A 15772-nucleotide genomic window follows, 5' to 3' on the forward strand; every position below is an offset into this window, starting at 1 on the left:
ACAACCCGCCGCGTTGCCGGGGGATCCACTCGCGCTGCCGGCCCTCCGGGCCCGGAGGGCCGGCCGGCACCCGGTGCCCCTACCGGTGCCGAGGCCGTGACCTGCGCGTTCGGTTGCGGTACTAGACTCGTACCGCACTCGGGGTGCAGTGGCCCGCCCCGGACCCCCGCTGCCGCGGACCACGCCGCCGCGACCGGACCGGACCCGTACGCCGCCGGCCCCGCCGGCTCACGGCAGTCCGCCACCGGCGGAACGCGCCCCTGATCCGGAGGGTCCCCCATGCACGGACGTCGCGGAGAAACGGCGCGTGTGGCGATACCGCACCGGCGCGGCGGGTCGGCCGGACTCGCGGAGATCGAGCGGGCCGCACGAGGAGTGTGCCGGCCCGTACTGCTCTTCGACCGCTCGGTCGCCGCGCTCGATCCCGGACTGGTGCGGGAGGCCGAGGCGCTGTTCCCGGTCCGCGTCTTCGGACGGCACGCACTCGCCGAGGCCGTCAGGGGCGTGGGGGCCGAAGGCATCACCACCTTCCACGACGCGGAGGTGGACGGCGTCACCGCCGCGGCCTCGGCCCTCGGGCTGCCGGGCCCCCCGGCCGCGCCCAGTCCGTGGGACAAGCTCACCCAGCGGACACTGCTCGCCGAGGCCGGCCTGACACGCGTCACCGCGGTCGCCGTCGACTCGGCGGAGGCGTTCTCCTCCGCCCTGGACGCGGTCCGGCTGCCCGCCGTCCTCAAACCGCGGCGCGGCGCGGGCGGTACCGGAATCGCCTTCGTCGACGACCCGTCCGACGCCGACTACCAACTGCGGCACCGAACGCGGTGGAGCGACCTCCTGCTGGAGACCAGGCTCCCCCCGTACGAGCATCCGCGGGGCGGATGGTGCGCGGACTACGTCTCGGTGGAGACGGCAAGCACCGGCGACGACCACAGGCCCGTCGCGGTCTTCGACAAGACGCCCGTCGCGGTGTGCCGGCGCGCCGGACCGGGCGCCTCCGACACCGTCAGCGTCACCGGCGACCTGACACCGACGCGGCTGCCGCAGGCGGTCCGCGAGCGCGTTCTCGGCTACGTCCGGAACGTGCTCCGGACGCTCCGCGTGCGGTGGTGCGTCTCGCACACCGAGGTCAAGCTGCTGCCCGACGGGGTCGACCTCATCGAGGTGAACGGACGTGTCGGCGGTCATCTGCCCCGGCTGCTCCTGGCCCTGGAGGGGCCGGACCTGCTCACGGCGGCGATGAGGCTGGCCCTGGCCCTGGACCCGGATGTTCCACCGCTCGCCTGCGGTGCGCCCCGCGGATACGCCATGGGGCTCTTCCCCACCTTCGGGGAGAAGTCGGGAACCGTGCGCTCGGACGTGGCACGGGAGCGACTCGAAGGCCTTCCCTGCGTGGTCCGGGTGGACGAGGTCGCCGAGCACGGCGCGCCGCGCCGGGCCACCGGATACCGTGCCGCGAACGTGGTGCTGCGCGCCCGGGACGAGAGCGAGCTGGACGCGGCCGTCGCCGCGGTCGCGGCCGAGATCTCCGCGCTGTTCGCCGCCGACGGACTGGCCGAGGCCGGCTGGCTCGAGAACTTCTGAGGGCGCTGCCGGGTCACCGGCTCCGGCCCGCAGGGGTGGTCCTTCCCGGGGTCCGCGCCGAGCCCCGGGGCAGTGGCCGTACGTCCCGGCGCAAGAGCTTCGCCGCGGGAGGCGGCCGCACCCCTCGGGCCGGCTGCGCCGGCGGCGGCGGGGACGCGACGGCCGCGCCAGCGGGATCAGCCGCTCCCGCGGGCAGGCCTCGCGAGGGCGCCGGGGCGTCCGTTCCACGGGACCGCCCGCAGGAGTCCCGGCGCGCAGCCCCGCGCGCGGCCCCGGCGCGCAGGCCCGGAGGCCAGGCGCCCCGTTTCGGGGCCACGAGAAAGGTAACGGGGGAACGCGGCCGCGGCCTCACCAGCACCGGTCCAGCCGCAGGTTCCAGCAGCCCGGCCTCCCGGTCAGCACCACCGTGGACAGCGGCCGCACGTCCACGCTCCAGTACGTCGCGGGCGGCGCCTTCAGCGCGTACACGAGCGCCGCGCGCACGACATCGGGCTCGGCGACGGCCAGCACGGAGGTCCCGTCGTCGGCGGGCCGGGTGTCGAGCCAGCCCCCTATCCGGGTGATGAAGCCCAGCAGCGGCTCACCGCCGTGCGGTGCCGAGCGCGGCTCGGCGAGCCACTCGTCCACCGCGTCCGGCTCCATCGCCGCCACCTCGGCGAGCGTACGGCCGCGCCATCGGCCCATGTCGCAGTCGCTCAGCGCGGGCTGGGCCAGCGTGGCGTAGCCGAGGGCGCCGGCGGTGGCCCGGCTGCGGGCGGTCGGCGAGCAGTAGCGCAGGTCCGCGGCCCCGAGCGGAACCAGCGCGGGCGCGGCGAGCTGCACCTCGTGCCACCCGGCCGCGTCCACGGTCCGGTCGTCGTCGAAGCGCTCGCCCAGCCGGGACGCGCAGCGCGCGGCGGTGAGGAGGGTGACCCGAACAGCCATGGCGGGATCGTGATGCCCGGCACCGGCCTGGTCAAGAGGGGTGACGCACCGCCCGGCGCCGGTCACCCGGTCTTGAGGACCATCAACTTCTCCGGGTCGGTGATCGGGGCGAAGCCGGCCTTCCCGTACACCCCGTGCGCGTCGTCCGTGGCGAGCAGGACCCGCCGCAGCCCCAGCGGCGCGAGGCGGTCGCGCACCGCCGCCGCCAGGGCGGTACCGAGTCCCCTGCCGCGCACGTCCCTGTCGACGTAGACGTCGCACAGCCACGCGAAGGTGGCGTGGTCCGTCACCACGCGGGCATAGCCGACGAGCCGGCCCGAAGCCCGCTCGTAGGCCCCGAAGCTGAGTGAGCCGGCGATCGCCCGGTCCTGCTGCTCCCGGCTGCGGCCGAGGGCCCAGTAGGCGTCGGTGGAGAGCCAGTGGTGGATCCGGGCGGGATCGAGGCGGTCCGGGTCACAGGAGATCTCGTAGTCGGCCCAGGTGCCGGTCGGGTCGCTCATGCCCGTACCTTCGCAGCCCCGGGGCCGGTTGTCAGCCGGGTTTCGGGAGCGCCCCGGGACGGCTGCGCCGTTCTCCCGGGTGTGCGCCTCGCCGCGCTCGGCTTCCACGCGCCGGTGGCCGGGCCGGCGCGCCGCGGTACGGACCCGGCGGCGAGCCCTGGCAGAGGTACGGACCCGGCCCGGCGAGCCCTGGCAGAGGTACGGGACCCGGCCCGGCGAGCCCGGCGACACGGCCGGCCGCGGCCCCGGCGGAACGCGCCGCGCGACCGTGCCGGCCCGTCGATCGCCCGCGCGGAGGCCGCCACCGGCCGGCCCGGCCCCCTCGGCATTCCCCGCCCACGGCACGGGACCCGGCCACCGCGCCGCACTGCACTGCACCGGGCCGCACCACGCCGCGCCGCACTGCACTGCACCGGGCCGCACCACGCCGGGCCGCGCCGCACCGGGCCGCACCACGCCGCACCGCGCCGCACCGCGCCGCACCGCACCGGGCATGCGCAGCGGTGGCGGTCAGTCCGCGCCGCGGCCCAGCACCTCGTCGCAGGAGGTGCGCAGCCGCCGCACCCCTTCGGTGATCTCGGCCTGTCCGGCGACCCCGGCGAAACTGAGCCGGAGGTGCCCGGCCGGCGGCTCGGCGCTGAAGTACGGGCGGCCGGGGGCGACGGCGACGCCGGCGCGGAGGGCCGCGGAGACGAGGGCCGTCTCGTCGGTGCCGTCGGGCAGGCGGACCCAGAGGTGGTTGCCGCCGGCCGGGACGTACGGCAGCGCGAGTTCGGGCAGCCGGAGCCGCACGGCGGCGGTCATGGCCTCGCGGCGGGCCTTCAACTCGGCGGCGACGGCCCTGAGGTGGCGGCTCCAGGCGGGGGCGCCGACCAGTTCGAGCGCGGCCTCCTGCAGGGGCCGGGAGACGAAGAAGTTGTCGACCACGTGGATGGCGCGCAGGCGCTCCAGCACGGGTCCGCGTGCGGCGAGGGCGCCCACCCGCAGGCTCGGGGAGGTGACCTTGGTGAGGGAGCAGACGTGGACGACGACGCCGTCGGGGTCGTCGGCGGCGAGCGTGGGCGGCAGCGGACCGGCGTCGGCGTGGACGAGGCGGCGGGCGAAGTCGTCCTCGACGACGAACGCCCCGGCGGCGCGGGCGATCCGCAGCACCTGGACGCGGTGTTCGGGGGCGAGCACGGCCCCGGTCGGGTTCTGGAAGAGCGGCTGGGCGACGAAGACCCGGGCGCCGGTCGCGTGGAAGGCCGCGGCGAGGAGGTCGGGGCGGACGCCGTGGGCGGGGTCCGCCGGCACCGGTACGGGTCGCAGCCCCGCGGCCCGGGCGATGGCGAGCATCCCGGGGTAGGTGGGCGATTCCACGAGCACCGGCGCGCCCGGCGGGGCGAGGGCGCGCAGGGCGGTGGTGAGCGCGGACTGGCCGCCCGCGGTCACCAGTACCTCCGCTGCGGTGAAGCCCGGGCCGATGCCGCGGGCGAACCAGTCGCGGAGTTCCGGCAGCCCGTCGGCGGGCGGGCGGTTCCAGGCGCCGGGGCGCCGGCCGGCGCGGGCGAGCGCGGCGGCCATCGCCTGCTCGGGCTGGAGCGAGGGGTGCAGATAGCCGCCGTTGAACTCGATCACGCCCGGCGGGGGCGCGGCGAGCGTGACGAGGACCCCGGAGGCGTCCACGGCGCGCGGAACGGCCTCCGGGGCGGCGTCGGCGCTGAGCGCGACCTCCTGCCAGGACGTGTCGGCCGCGGCGCCGGGGTCCGTCCTCGGCGGTGCGCGGAAGGCTCCGGCTCCGGGGCGGGTGACGACGAGCCCCTCCGCGGCGAGCCGGGCCAGGGCGCGGGAGACGGTGACGGGGGAGACCCGGTGCCGCTCGATCAGCGTCCGGCTCGATGGCAGCTTCTCACCGGGCGAGTAGCGCTTGAACTCCTCGCGCAGGAATTCCGCCAGTTCACCGACACTGCTACTCTCATGCATGAGAACCAAGAATAGCGCTATCGACCCGGGGTCGATAGCGGCCGCCGATGCCGACGACTGCGGGGCCGAGGAGCAGACCAGGGCCCCGCGGGCCGATGCCGCGGCCCCGGCGGTCCGGACCGGGTCCCGGCAGGGCACCCTGCTCGCGTCGCTCGGCGTCGTCGCCTTCTCCCTCACCTTCCCGTCCACCGTCTGGGGGCTGGAGTCGTTCGGGCCCTGGTCGCTGGTCGCCGTGCGCAGCGTCCTCGCGGCGGTGATCGCGGGAGGGTTCCTGCTCGTCCTGCGGGTACCGCTGCCCGAGCGGCGGCACCTGGGCCCGCTGCTCGTGGTCGCGGGCGGGGTGGTGGTCGGATTCCCGCTGCTGACGACCCTCGCGCTGCGGACGTCGACCGCTTCGCACGCCGCGGTGGTCGTCGGTCTGCTGCCGTTGACCACCGCCGCCTTCGCCGCGGTGCGCACCGGCCGGCGGCCGTCCCGGACGTTCTGGGCGGCGGCGCTCGCCGGCGCGGCGGTCGTGCTGGGGTTCACCCTGGGCCGGAACGGCGGTGCCCCGTCGGCGGGGGACCTGTACCTGTTCGCTGCGCTGCTGGTCTGCGCCGCCGGCTACACCGAGGGCGGCCGGCTGGCCGGGCTGATGCCCGGCTGGCAGGTGATCGGCTGGGCCCTGGTCCTGTGCCTGCCGCTCGCCGCCACCGGAGCGGTGTTCGCCCTGATGGCCGAACCGGTGCTGCCGAGTGTGCGGGGGGTGGCCGGGCTGCTCTGGGTGGCCGCCGGATCGACCTTCTTCGGGCTCTACGTCTGGTACCGCGGGATGGCGGCGATCGGCATCGCCAGGGCCAGCCAGCTGCAACTGGCCCAGCCGCTGCTCACCCTGCTCTGGTCGGTGCTGCTGCTCGCGGAGCCCCTCTCCCCCGCCGCTCCCGCGGCCGCCGCGGCCGTCCTCGTCTGCATCGCCGTCACCCAGCGGGCGAGCACCCGGGGGTGACACGGGTCACGTATCGGCACGTACACTCTGATTGACTCCGATTGACCCCGATCAGCTCGGATTGACTTCGATCGGCTCGGATTGACTCGGATCAGCTCGGATCGGCTCGGATCACCGTCAACCCCCTTCAAGGAGGTCAGGCACGATGGAAGCGAGTGTGGGAGACAAGCTGCTCGTGCACGGCCGCGTCGTCGGCCAGCACGACCGGACGGCCGAGGTCGTCGAAGTACTCGGGGACAAGGGCAGCCCGCCCTACCGCGTCCGCTTCGAGGACGACGGCCACGAGTGCCTGATGTCCCCCGGCCCCGACTGCGTCGTACGCCACCGCCGGGAGTCCTGAGCCGGAGGATCAGCGCGGCGGCCGGGCCCGGGTCGGGTAGTGGTCGGCCACCACCCTGGCCATGGCACCGATCCGGTCCGCGACGACTTCCCTCGCGGCGAAGAAGCAGTGGCCGCGCACCTCCGGGTGGCGGCGGGCCAGGGTCAGATGACGGGACGGTTCGGCCGGGTCCTGCCAGGGGGCGGGCTGTGCGGGGTCACCGGCCTTGTAGAGCGCCTCGCCGATGAACAGGTCCACGCCGGTGCCCCGGGCCACCCCGGCCCACCAGGGCACCAGCTTCGCGTAGTCGGCGGCGCTGAACCCGATGTTCCAGTACAGCTGCGGGATCACATAGTCGATCCAGCCCTGGCGGACCCACTTCCGGGTGTCGGCGTGCAGGTCGTCGTACGTTTCCACACCCGCTCGCGTGGCGGAGCCGAGCGGGTCGGTGGAGGAGTTCCGCCAGACCCCGAACGGGCTGATGCCGAAACGGATCCCGGGGTCGATGCGCTTGACGCGCGCGGCGGTCTCCCGCACCAGCAGATCGATGTTGTGGCGCCGCCACGCGGCCCTGTCCGCGAACCCTCCGCCGTACCTGCGGTACGTCGCGTCGTCGCCGAAGTCCTCACCGGCCACCGGATAGGGGTAGAAGTAGTCGTCCCAGTGGACGGCGTCGACCGGGTAGCGTGCGACCGCGTCCAGCATCGCGTCCTGCACGAAGGCCCTGACCTCGGGCAGACCGGGGTTGTAGTACAGCTTTCCACCGTACGGAAGCACCCATTCGGGGTGCTGGCGCGCCGGATGGTCGGCGACCAGGCGGCTCGGGTCGGTGTGGCCGGCGACACGGTACGGATTGAACCAGGCGTGCAGCTCCAGCCCGCGCGCATGGGCCTCCGCCACGGCGGTGCCCAGCGGGTCCCAGCCCGGATGCCGCCCCTGCACACCCGTCAGATACGCGGACCACGGCTCGTACGGGGACGGCCACAGCGCGTCGGCGGTCGGCCGCACCTGGAGGATCACGGTGTTCAGCCTGCGGTCCACGGCGCGGTCGAGGTACGCCAGCAGCTCGGCGCGCTGCCCGGCCGCGGTCAGTCCCGGCCGGGAGGGCCAGTCCCGGTTGGCGACGGTGGCCAGCCACATCCCGCGGAACTCCTCGGGGCAGCTCCGCCGGCGGCCGCGGGCGGGGGAGGCCGACGCCTCCCCCGCCGTGCCCAGCGCGGCGAGCGCGCCGGCAGCCGTGACGAACCCGCGCCGGGTGATCTGCCTCGTGTGCCGGGTCATGTACCGAGCCTCCGCAACCGCCGTGCGCCGCGCTCTCGCGGTCGTCAGCGCACAGCATGCCCGCCCCGGGCACCCGCGCACACGCACCGGCGGAGTAACGTCGTGGCGTCGAGGCGGGCGCCGGAACCATACGGCCCTGCCGCACCGAGATCAGCGAAAGGCACGATGTGACCGACACTGTGGCCGGCGTATCCCGCGTCGGAGTGGTGGGCTGTGGCCAGATGGGCGCCGGCATCGCGGAGGTGTGCGCCCGCAGCGGACTCGAGGTCAGGGTCGCCGAGACCACCGGCGAGGCTCTGGAGATCGGCCGCACGCGGCTCTGCAACTCGCTTGCGAAGGCCGCCGAGCGCGGCAAGATCAGCGAGGAGGAGCACCAGGCGACGCTGGAGCGGCTGAGCTTCACCACCGATCTCGGGGAGTTCGCCGACCGCGACCTCGTGATCGAGGCGGTCGTGGAGAACGAGCAGGTCAAGAGTGAGATCTTCCAGGTGCTGGACCAGGTGGTGACCGGCCGGGACGCCATCCTCGCCTCCAACACCTCCTCCATCCCGCTGGTGAAGCTGGCCGTCGCGACCTCCCGGCCCGACCAGGTGGTCGGCATCCACTTCTTCAACCCGGCACCGGTGCAGCGGCTCGTCGAGCTGATCCCCGCGCTGACCACGTCGGAGGAGACGATCAAGCGCTCCGAGGCCGTGGTCGAGCAGGTGCTGGGCAAGCACGCCATCCGCGCCCAGGACCGCTCGGGCTTCGTGGTGAACGCGCTGCTCATCCCTTATCTGCTCTCGGCGATCCGGATGTTCGAGTCGGGGATCGCCAGCCGCGAGGACATCGACAACGGCATGGAACTCGGCTGCGCCCACCCGATGGGCCCGCTGAAGCTCTCGGACCTGATCGGCCTGGACACGGTCGCATCGGTGGCCGACTCCATGTACGCCGAGTTCAAGGAGCCGCTCTACGCGGCTCCGCCACTGCTGCAGCGGATGGTGGACGCGGGGCGGCTGGGCCGCAAGACGGGCTCGGGCTTCTACCCGTACTCCTGAGCACGCCTCGCCCGTCCGGCCGTCACCGTCCCCGCGGCGCACGGCCCACCGCGGTGCACCGCGTAGCAGGCGCCGGGCCGGGCACCGGGCAGAACGCGTCACACGGCACGGTCCACCGGGCAGCAAGCACCGTGCAGAACGCATCACACAGTACGGCGCACCACGCGGCACGGCGCACCACGCGGCACGGCGCACCACGCGGCACGGCCCGCCGCGGACGACGCGCACGGGTGCTTCACACGGGGTGTGAGGAGCGTGTCCGCATATGCCGTGCGCACACGCTCCCCTGCTCCCACCAGGAAGTGTTGACTCGGGATCGCTCGGCCGAGGGACCACCGGACGACCATTCCCGAACAGGAGCTGACAGGTGACCACCGACTCCGATCACTTAGCCGCCGTCGAGGAGTTCGCCGAGCTGCGCCGCTCCCTCGACGTCGGCCTCGCCCGAATCGACGGGCGCCTCGCCCTGCTGGCCCAGCGGCACGACCGGATCGACCGGGACCTGGACGATCTGGCCGCCCGCGTGGTGGCGCTGGAGCACGGCAGATGGCCCCTGCCCGCGGTGGCCGCACTCACGGCGATGGGCGCACTGGCGGTGGCGGTCTGGCAGGCGGTCGGGGGCTGAGGGCCGTCCCGCCTTCCGGCCGGGCGCCGCCGCACACGACGGCCCCCGGCCCGCCCCGGGTTCACCCCAGGCGCAGATGGTGCAGCATCAGCAGCCCGGCCGCCGTGTTGGCGGCCGGGACCTCGCCCCGGGCGATCATGTCGGGGACCAGCTTCAGCGGTATCCACTCACGGCGCGAGGACTCGAAGCCGTCCACGGGAGGGCCGGTATAGGTGGCGCCCTCCGACCAGTAGAGATGGTGCCGCGCGTCGGTGAGCCCGTTCGACGGTTCCACGGTCAGCAGATGCCGCAGCGGTCCGGGACGCCAGCCGGTCTCCTCCTCCATCTCCCGCGCCGCGGCGAACGCGACGTCCTCGCCGTCCTCCACGACGCCCGCGGCGAGTTCCCAGCCCCAGCTGTCGGTGATGAACCGGTGCCGCCACAGCATCAGCACCTCGTTGGCCCCGTTGACGGCGGTCGCGACGGCGACCGGGCGGAGCCGGATCAGGAAGTGGTCGAGATGCCGGCCGTCCGGCAGCTCGACATCCGCCAGATTGACCCTGAACCAGCGGTTCTCATAGACGGTCTGCTCACTCAGTTTCGTCCACTGCAAGGTTCTGCCACCTTCCGGCACGTAGGTGGCAATATCGCAGCAGTAGCTCGGACCGAGGGGAACGCCCGCAGAGGGCACGGGAGAACTCACAGAGGTACCCGCAGGGCCCCTTCGATGATGTCGGCCGCCTCGGCGGCCGGGCCGGAGCCGTTCTCCGCCAGCTTCGCCCGCACCGCCCGGAGCCGGTCCCTGAGCCGCTGCGACTCCATCCCCCTGGCCCGCTCGGTCATTTCGACGGCGGTCCGCGCTGCGCGTTCGGCCTCGCCCTGCCGCAGCTCGATCTGGCTGAGCACGGCCAGCCGGTGCACCCGTCCCCGGTCGTGGGACGGCACGGCGGCCGCGGCGGCCGCGTGCTCCCGGGCCGCCCCCAGCTCCCCCAGGCACAGCAGTGCCTCGGCGACCTGGACGTTCACCAGTCCGGGCTGCACATATCCCGTCTCGTCCGGCTCGTGCCCCGGCAGGATCCGCTCCGCCTCCTCCTCGGCGCGCCGGATCCGGCCCAATGCCGCCTCGCCGTCGCCGAGATGGGCGTAGGCCTTCGCCTGCATCGCGTACAGGTCGGTGGCCAGCGCCGGGGTGATCTGCCCGCCCGCCGTCCGCAGCGCCGCCTCGGCGAACGCGACCGCCTGCCGGTACTCCCCCATGAACAAGGACTGGTTGACGAGCAGCGCGATCACATAGGCTCCCAGGCCCCGGTCGCCGCTCGCCTTGGCGAGCCGCAGCGCCTGGTGGAAGTACCGCTGCGCGAGGCCGTGGGCGTCCGAGTCGTAGGCGCAGATGCCGGCGACGGCCACCAGTCCGCCGGTCGCCCGGTGCAGCTGGCGCCCGAGCGCGTCGCTGTAGGAACCCCGCAGCAGCGGCGCCGCCTCGCTGTTGAGGAAGCCGACGATCCGGGAGCGGGTGGCGATACCCCCCGCCTTGCGGTACATCAGCTCGTAGTGCGCCCGCGCCGCGCGGAGCAGCTTGATGTCGGCCATGCTGACCCGGGTGCGCCCCTCGCGTGAGACGTCCGAGTCCTCCGGAGGGTTCTCCCACTCCCAGACCGGCATCACGGCGGGGGTGCCGGTGACCGCGGGCGCACCGAGGACATGGGGACGCTGCTGCTCGTCGGAGCGCCACAGCGCCGTCGCGCGCTCCACGAAGCCGCCGAGCGGGGAACCGTGCTGGGCCGCCGTCTCCCCCGGTATGCCGAGGCCGATGTCGTCGAGGGTGACCGGGCGCCGCAGCCGGCCCGCCAGCACCTCGCAGATGAGGTCCGGTACCTGACCGCGGGGGCGCTGGCCCTTCAGCCAGCGTGCGACGGCGGTGTGCTCGTAGCGGAGCGCGAGGCCTCTGGCCCGGCCCGCCTGGTTCACATGGGCGGCCAGGCCGGCGTGCGAGATGCCCGCCTCGTCGAGCAGCGCGTCGAGCAGGGTGTTGGGCTGCATGGGGCCCTCCGTTGGCTCGGTGTGGCCCAGAGTAGTGGAGGGGGCTTCGCACGGGGTGTGAAACAAGTGCATATATCCGCGCCGTGTGCGCTCTGCCGCCGTTCCCGTCGCACCGGTTGACTGTTCTTCCTCTCAAGGAGGCGGCCGGGCCGCCGGCTCCCCCTCGTACAGTGCGGCGGCCCGTATCCGCGCCGTCCGTCCTGCCGATCTGCCCGACACTCCGCGGCAGGACGGACGGCGCCGGCCGCCAACGGCCCCCTACCCGCAACTGATCGGAGGACTCGGAACGGGAACGGCGCAGCTCCGGCCCAGGACTGCGCCGGCACCCGTGTCCGGGCGGCGGGAGGCGCACCGCCGCCTGCCCGGCGGCGCCGGCCGGGGCGTCCGGCTGCCGGGGCAGCGGCGGCTTTCCGGGTCGCCCCCGGGTCGCCCCCGGGGCTCCGCCACGGCACGGGCGGCACGGTGCCCGGTCGCCGACCCCACGCGGACGACCGGCGGGTGCCTCCGAGAGCCCCTGGCGCGGGCGGGGCCGTGAAGCCGCACGGCGGGCCTGCACGGCGTGCGCGGGACCGGGCGGCGCCGCGCGGCATACCCCGAAAGCGAGGGGAGCGGGAGCATCGGGTTGACGTCGGACACCCCGGTGTCCAACCGCCCCCGGGTGTGGCACCGGGGGCGGTCACGGACGGGGGCGCGCGCGGACCCGGGTCCGCACGCGCCCCCTGTGCCGTCGGCGGCGGGCGCTCAGGCGCCGCGCAGCACCGCCCCGGTGCGCTCGCCGGCCAGCGCGACGGCGGCGTCACGGGCGGCCGAGGCCTCCTCGACGGTCAGTGTGCGGTCGGGGGCGCGGAACCGCAGCGCGTACGCCAGCGACTTCCTGCCCCCGCCGATCTGCTCGCCCTCGAAGACATCGAACAGCCGGATGGACTCCAGCAGTTCGCCGGCACCCTCGCGCAGCGCCCGCTCCACGTCGGCGGCGGGTACGCCCGAGTCGACGACCAGCGCGACGTCCTGCGTGGCCACCGGGAAGGTGGAGATCCGCGGTGCCCGCAGGGCGCCCTCACCGGCCCGCTCCAGCAGGTCCAGCTCGACCTCCATCGCGCAGCTGCGCTCGGGCAGCCCGAGCGCCTTGACGACGCGCGGGTGCAGCTCGCCCGCGTGGCCGACGAGGGTCTCCTCGCCGTCCACCGTCGCGTACAGCGCGGCGCAGCGGCCCGGATGCCACGGCGCGTGCCGGTCGGCGCGCACGGTGAGTTCGGCTCCGGCCTCGGCGGCGACCGTACGGGCGGACTCGATCGCGTCCGCCCAGTCCGCGGGACGGCCCCCGCCCCACCAGCCGGCCTGCTCGCGCGCGCCGGCCAGGACGGTCGCGGCCCGGCGCGGCTGGTGCGGCAGGGCCGCGTCCAGCATCGCGATCTCCTCGTCGGTGGGGCGGCGGTCGACCGGCAGCACGCCCGGAACCGTCTCCTCGCCGGTGGGCCGGAAGACCAGCCCGGTCTCGAACAGCGCGAGGTCGTGCGAGCCGCGTCCGACGTTGCGGCGCAGCGCGGACAGCAGTCCCGGCAGCAGCGTGGTGCGCAGCGCCGGCTCCTCGTCGGAGATCGGGTTGACCAGGGTGACCACGGTGCGCCGGGGGTCGCCGGCGTCCAGGCCGAACTGGTCCAGCACGGCCTCGCCGATGAACGGGTAGTTCAGGGCCTCGACGTAACCGGCCCCGGCGAGTGCGCGGCCGACCCGCCGGTGCAGCCGGCGGCGGTGGGTGAGTCCGCGGCCGGACGGCGGGGTGGGGAGCGTGGAGGGGAGGTTCTCGTACCCCTCCAGCCGGATGACCTCCTCCGCCAGGTCGTTCGGTGCGTGCAGGTCGGGACGCCACGACGGGGCGGTGACGGCGAGCTCGTCCTGGCCGTGGACGTCGCAGCCGACCTCCTGGAGCCGGCGGACCACGGTCTCGCGGCCGTAGGCGACACCGGCGACCCGGTCCGGGTGGTCGGCGCGCATCCTGATGGTGCGCGGCGCGGAGGGGGCGACGACCTCGGTGACTCCGGCCTCGGCGGTACCGCCGGCCAGCAGCACCAGGAGGTCGACGGTGCGCTGGGCGGCCGCGGCGGCGGCCTGCGGGTCGACTCCGCGCTCGAAGCGCCGGGACGCCTCCGAGGACAGCCTGTGGCGGCGGGCCGTGCGGGCGACGGAGACCGGGTCGAAGTGGGCGGCCTCGACGACGATCTCGGTGGTGCCGCGGACCTCGCCCGTCTCCGGGTCGGTCTCGGAGTCGGCGATCTCGGTGTTCGCCCCGCCCATGACGCCGGCGAGGCCGATCGGCCCGCGGCTGTCGGTGATGACCAGGTCCTCGGCGTCCAGGACGCGCCTGGCCCCGTCGAGGGTGGTGAACTTCTCGCCCGGCTCGGCGCGGCGCACCCCGATGGGGCCCTCCAACCGGTTGCGGTCGTAGGCGTGCAGCGGCTGGCCGAGTTCGAGCATCACGTAGTTGGTGATGTCGACGGCGAGCGAGATCGGCCGCATACCGGCCTTCTGGAGCCGGCGCTGCATCCAGATCGGCGAGCGGGCCTCGGGGTCGAGGCCGACGACGGTGCGCGCGGTGAAGCGGTCGCAGCCGGCCGGGTCGGCGATCCGCACCCGGTAGCCGTACGAGTTCGGCGCGGGGACGTCGAGCAGGGCCGGGTCGCGCAGCGGCAGCCCGTAGGCGGTGGCGGTCTCGCGGGCGACCCCCCGCATCGACAGGCAGTAGCCGCGGTCGGGGGTGACGGCGATGTCGAGGACCTCGTCGTACAGCTCCAGCAGTTCGGTGGCGTCGATGCCGACCTCGGTCTCCGGCGGCAGCACGATGATGCCGTGTGCCGCTCCGCCGAGGTCGCCCATGCCCAGCTCGTCGGCGGAGCAGATCATCCCGCGGGACATCCGGCCGTACGTCTTGCGCTCGGCGATGCGGAAGTCGCCGGGCAGGACGGAGCCGGGCAGTGCCACGACGACCTTGTCGCCGACGGCGAAGTTGCGGGCGCCGCAGACGATCTCCTGGGGCTCGCCGGTCTCGTTGGACCGGCCCACGTCGACCGTGCAGAAGCGGATGGGCTTCTTGAACCCGGTCAGTTCCTCGACGGTCAGCACCCGGCCGACGACCAGCGGGCCGGTGAGGCCGGCGCCGAGCTGCTCGACGGTCTCGACCTCGAGGCCGGCCGAGACGAGTCTGGCCTGTACGTCGCGGCCGGTCTCCGCCGCCGGCAGGTCGACGTACTCCCGCAGCCAGGAAAGCGGGACCCGCATCAGATCTCCATCCCGAAGGGCCGGGTGAACCGGACGTCACCCTCGACCATGTCTCGCATGTCTTCGACGTTGTGGCGGAACATCAGCATCCGCTCGATGCCGAACCCGAAGGCGAATCCGCTGTACTTCCCGGGGTCGACGCCGCAGGCGGTGAGCACCTTCGGGTTGACCATGCCGCAGCCGCCGAGCTCGATCCAGCCCTCGCTGGAGCAGGTCCGGCAGGGCCGGTCCGGGTTGCCGACGGAATCGCCGCGGCAGACGTAGCAGACCATGTCCATCTCGGCGGACGGCTCGGTGAAGGGGAAGAAGTTCGGCCGGAGCCGGGTCTTCATGCCCTCGCCGCCGAACAGCGCGCGGACCATGTGGTCCAGGGTGCCCTTGAGGTCGGCCATGGTGAGGCCCTCGTCCACGGCGAGCAGCTCGACCTGGTGGAACACCGGGGTGTGGGTGGCGTCCAGGTCGTCGGTGCGGTACACGCGGCCGGGACAGATCACATACAGCGGCGGCTCGCGGTCGAGCATCGAGCGGACCTGCACGGGCGAGGTGTGGGTACGCAGCACCACACCGGACCCGGCCGCCTCGCCGCCGGGGCGCCCGGCGCCCCGCACGAAGAAGGTGTCGTGCTCACCGCGGGCCGGGTGGTCGGCCGCGATGTTCAGGGCGTCGAAGTTCAGCCATTCGGTCTCGGCCTCGGGGCCCTCCGCGACCTCGTAGCCCATGGCCGTGAAGACGTCCTCGATGCGCTCGGAGAGCGTGGTCAGCGGGTGGCGGGCGCCGGCCGGGGTGCGGTCGTACGGCAGCGTGACGTCCACCGCCTCCTCGACCAGCACCCGGGCGTCGCGCTCGGCTTCCAGCTCGGCCTGGCGGGCGGCCAGGGACTTGTTCACGGCACCGCGGGCCTGCCCCACGCGCTTGCCGGCCTCGGCCTTGGCGTGTGGGGGCAGGGCGCCGATCTCACGGTTGGCGAGCGCGAGCGGCGAGGAGGGGCCGGTGTGCGCGATCTTCGCCTCGTGGAGGGCGTCGAGGTCGCCCGCGGCGGCGAAGGCGGCGAGCGCCTCGTCCCGCATGCGCTCGATCTCTTCCGGTTTCAGTGCCTCGACCTCGACCGGGTCGTACGACTTGTTGGGTGCCGACATCTCTTCCCGTGCTTCCGATGGGGTGGCTGGTGCCCCCGCTCGACGACCGAGGACGCAAAGGTGCCAAGGGACGAGTCTAGCGGGGTGACGGTACGCGAACGCGCCCGCGGGCCGCCGGTGCGCT

At 74.4% G+C, this 15772-nt stretch carries 13 protein-coding genes; 5 read left to right on the forward strand and 8 right to left on the reverse strand.

Annotated features, from left to right (window positions below):
- Nucleotides 1–309 precede the first annotated feature (309 nt).
- Nucleotides 310–1581, forward strand: coding sequence for an ATP-grasp domain-containing protein (locus tag DDQ41_RS01435; RefSeq protein WP_109292799.1), 1272 nt, complete (start codon nucleotides 310–312; stop codon nucleotides 1579–1581).
- 348 nt (nucleotides 1582–1929) lie between these two features.
- Here the strand turns inward: DDQ41_RS01435 and DDQ41_RS01440 are convergent, their stop codons facing one another.
- The 3 genes from DDQ41_RS01440 to DDQ41_RS01450 all read right to left on the reverse strand — a co-directional run bounded on the left by DDQ41_RS01440 (nucleotide 1930) and on the right by DDQ41_RS01450 (nucleotide 5048).
- Nucleotides 1930–2505: a histidine phosphatase family protein gene (locus DDQ41_RS01440; protein ID WP_109297484.1), complete on the reverse strand. Its 576-nt coding sequence runs from the start codon at nucleotides 2503–2505 to the stop codon at nucleotides 1930–1932.
- A gap of 62 nt (nucleotides 2506–2567) precedes the next feature.
- Entirely contained in the window at nucleotides 2568–3005 is a 438-nt protein-coding gene (locus DDQ41_RS01445; protein ID WP_109292800.1) for a GNAT family N-acetyltransferase, read from the reverse strand.
- A gap of 510 nt (nucleotides 3006–3515) precedes the next feature.
- Entirely contained in the window at nucleotides 3516–5048 is a 1533-nt protein-coding gene (locus DDQ41_RS01450) for an aminotransferase-like domain-containing protein (RefSeq protein WP_394342173.1), read from the reverse strand.
- Between DDQ41_RS01450 and DDQ41_RS01455 the strand changes: the two genes are divergently transcribed.
- Both DDQ41_RS01455 and DDQ41_RS01460 read left to right on the forward strand, forming a co-directional pair.
- Entirely contained in the window at nucleotides 4966–5952 is a 987-nt protein-coding gene (locus DDQ41_RS01455) for a DMT family transporter (protein WP_109292802.1), read from the forward strand. The two genes, DDQ41_RS01450 and DDQ41_RS01455, sit on opposite strands and share 83 nt — an antisense overlap.
- Nucleotides 5953–6097: 145 nt before the next feature.
- Nucleotides 6098–6292, forward strand: a complete 195-nt coding sequence (locus DDQ41_RS01460; RefSeq protein WP_109292803.1) for a DUF1918 domain-containing protein — start codon at nucleotides 6098–6100, stop codon at nucleotides 6290–6292.
- Between the two features lie 9 nt (nucleotides 6293–6301).
- Here the strand turns inward: DDQ41_RS01460 and DDQ41_RS01465 are convergent, their stop codons facing one another.
- A complete protein-coding gene (locus tag DDQ41_RS01465) occupies nucleotides 6302–7552 on the reverse strand; it encodes a glycoside hydrolase family 10 protein (protein ID WP_109292804.1) in 1251 nt (416 codons plus the stop codon).
- A 179-nt stretch (nucleotides 7553–7731) separates the two neighbouring features.
- On the opposite strand from DDQ41_RS01465, the gene DDQ41_RS01470 reads away from it, so the two are divergent.
- On the forward strand, nucleotides 7732–8592 hold the full coding sequence (locus DDQ41_RS01470; RefSeq protein WP_109297485.1) for a 3-hydroxybutyryl-CoA dehydrogenase: 861 nt from the start codon (nucleotides 7732–7734) through the stop codon (nucleotides 8590–8592).
- A 367-nt stretch (nucleotides 8593–8959) separates the two neighbouring features.
- A complete protein-coding gene (locus DDQ41_RS01475) occupies nucleotides 8960–9217 on the forward strand; it encodes a hypothetical protein (protein ID WP_109292805.1) in 258 nt (85 codons plus the stop codon).
- Nucleotides 9218–9278: 61 nt separating this feature from the next.
- On the opposite strand, the gene DDQ41_RS01480 is transcribed toward DDQ41_RS01475, so the two are convergent.
- The 4 genes from DDQ41_RS01480 to pheS all read right to left on the reverse strand — a co-directional run bounded on the left by DDQ41_RS01480 (nucleotide 9279) and on the right by pheS (nucleotide 15648).
- Complete coding sequence (locus tag DDQ41_RS01480; RefSeq protein WP_172607739.1) at nucleotides 9279–9809, reverse strand: NUDIX hydrolase; 531 nt, start codon at nucleotides 9807–9809, stop codon at nucleotides 9279–9281.
- Between the two features lie 86 nt (nucleotides 9810–9895).
- Nucleotides 9896–11236, reverse strand: coding sequence for a transcriptional regulator (locus tag DDQ41_RS01485; RefSeq protein ID WP_109292806.1), 1341 nt, complete (start codon nucleotides 11234–11236; stop codon nucleotides 9896–9898).
- Between the two features lie 741 nt (nucleotides 11237–11977).
- Entirely contained in the window at nucleotides 11978–14512 is a 2535-nt protein-coding gene (gene pheT / locus DDQ41_RS01490) for a phenylalanine--tRNA ligase subunit beta (protein WP_109292807.1), read from the reverse strand.
- A complete protein-coding gene (pheS, locus tag DDQ41_RS01495; RefSeq protein WP_109292808.1) occupies nucleotides 14512–15648 on the reverse strand; it encodes a phenylalanine--tRNA ligase subunit alpha in 1137 nt (378 codons plus the stop codon). The genes pheT and pheS overlap by 1 nt, the downstream gene beginning before the upstream one ends.
- Between the last annotated feature and the right edge of the window lie 124 nt (nucleotides 15649–15772).

The organism is Streptomyces spongiicola, from assembly GCF_003122365.1.
GTDB classification, from domain to species: domain Bacteria; phylum Actinomycetota; class Actinomycetes; order Streptomycetales; family Streptomycetaceae; genus Streptomyces; species Streptomyces spongiicola.

What these genes read in the sequence shown, in the direction of transcription:
- DDQ41_RS01440 (WP_109297484.1), bottom strand. Translation starts at nt 2,505, where the DNA reads ATGGCTGTTCGGGTCACCCTCCTCACCGCCGCGCGCTGCGCGTCCCGG.
- DDQ41_RS01445 (WP_109292800.1), bottom strand. Translation starts at nt 3,005, where the DNA reads ATGAGCGACCCGACCGGCACCTGGGCCGACTACGAGATCTCCTGTGAC.
- DDQ41_RS01455 (WP_109292802.1), top strand. Translation starts at nt 4,966, where the DNA reads ATGAGAACCAAGAATAGCGCTATCGACCCGGGGTCGATAGCGGCCGCC.
- DDQ41_RS01460 (WP_109292803.1), top strand. Translation starts at nt 6,098, where the DNA reads ATGGAAGCGAGTGTGGGAGACAAGCTGCTCGTGCACGGCCGCGTCGTC.
- DDQ41_RS01465 (WP_109292804.1), bottom strand. Translation starts at nt 7,552, where the DNA reads ATGACCCGGCACACGAGGCAGATCACCCGGCGCGGGTTCGTCACGGCT.
- DDQ41_RS01485 (WP_109292806.1), bottom strand. Translation starts at nt 11,236, where the DNA reads ATGCAGCCCAACACCCTGCTCGACGCGCTGCTCGACGAGGCGGGCATC.
- pheT (WP_109292807.1), bottom strand. Translation starts at nt 14,512, where the DNA reads ATGCGGGTCCCGCTTTCCTGGCTGCGGGAGTACGTCGACCTGCCGGCG.
- pheS (WP_109292808.1), bottom strand. Translation starts at nt 15,648, where the DNA reads ATGTCGGCACCCAACAAGTCGTACGACCCGGTCGAGGTCGAGGCACTG.